The 888-nt window shown below is 72.6% G+C and carries 1 protein-coding gene and 2 pseudogenes; 1 reads left to right on the plus strand and 2 read right to left on the minus strand.

What is annotated here, in order from left to right; translation table 11 throughout:
- Nucleotides 1-348: pseudogene (locus tag ACYVE7_RS34810) on the plus strand (molecular chaperone DnaJ); the annotation flags it as partial.
- On the opposite strand, the gene ACYVE7_RS34815 reads toward ACYVE7_RS34810, so the two are convergent.
- Both ACYVE7_RS34815 and ACYVE7_RS34820 read right to left on the minus strand, forming a co-directional pair.
- Nucleotides 345-554 carry a hypothetical protein gene (locus ACYVE7_RS34815; protein ID WP_460370913.1) on the minus strand — a complete coding sequence of 70 codons (210 nt, stop codon included), beginning with the start codon at nt 552-554 and terminating at the stop codon, nt 345-347. The pseudogene ACYVE7_RS34810 and the gene ACYVE7_RS34815 sit on opposite strands and share 4 nt — an antisense overlap.
- Nucleotides 555-663: 109 nt before the next feature.
- Nucleotides 664-888, minus strand: a pseudogene (locus tag ACYVE7_RS34820) (hypothetical protein); the annotation flags it as partial.

Consider the following 888-nt stretch of genomic DNA (forward strand, 5'->3'; position numbering starts at 1 on the left):
TCGCTGGCGGCGGCGCGCGCCGAGCTGAAGGACGCCGAACGGCGGGCGCGGGCCGTCACCGACCGGGTCGAGGACCTGCGCGAGGCGGAGGCCGACCCGGCCAAACCCCTGGAGCAGACCAGGTTCACCGTCCGGGACGCCCAGCGGCTGGCCGTCTCCCAGCCCGGCGGGGCCGCCCCGAAGTACGCGCAGGCGCTGGACTCCCTGGTCGCCCGGCTCTCGAACGCCTCAGGGCTGCTGCACGGCGCCCACCCCGACTACTGGGCCTACCTGAAGGAGCTGCGGGCGATCACCCTCGCCGCGCAGGACGTCGTCGAGGCGATCCGCACCGAGCACAATCCCCGCTAGGGCGTGCCGCGCTGGGTGGGGACGTCCTGGGGGCCGGCGTGGCCTTCGACGTCGTCGAGGCGGTCGGCGACCTCGTCGAGACGGCGGCGGGCCGCCTCGTCGAGCATCAGCGCGACGGCGCCGCAGTCGCGGCAGGCACGGCCGTAACCGGCGACGAAGGTCGGCTTGGACGAGAGGAAGCCCTTGCGGGCGAATCTCAGCTCCATCCGCTCCGTCCATTTGTGCGCCGGAAAAAGCTCCCCCACAGGGCTCAACCGCTCAGAACCACACATTCCACAACGCATAGACCAGCCACTGTAACCCTGATCACACGGGTCACGACAGTGTTTCGGCCGTCCCGATCCGCAAATTCCGATCTTGTGCGGCCAGCGCGCCGGTCTGCGGGTAGCGGAGCATCGCCGCAGGCAGCGGCGTCGGACGGCCGTTCTGCAGGAGCGTGACGACACCCGTCGCGGCCGCCTCCGGCCGCGCCCCCTCGCCGAGCCGCGCCAGGGTCTCGCGGGCCAGGGCGTCCGCGGAGCCGAACAGCTCAGGCGCCCG

This window comes from Actinocorallia lasiicapitis (assembly GCF_054778695.1).

What these genes read in the sequence shown, in the direction of transcription:
- ACYVE7_RS34815 (WP_460370913.1), bottom strand. Translation starts at nt 554, where the DNA reads ATGGAGCTGAGATTCGCCCGCAAGGGCTTCCTCTCGTCCAAGCCGACC.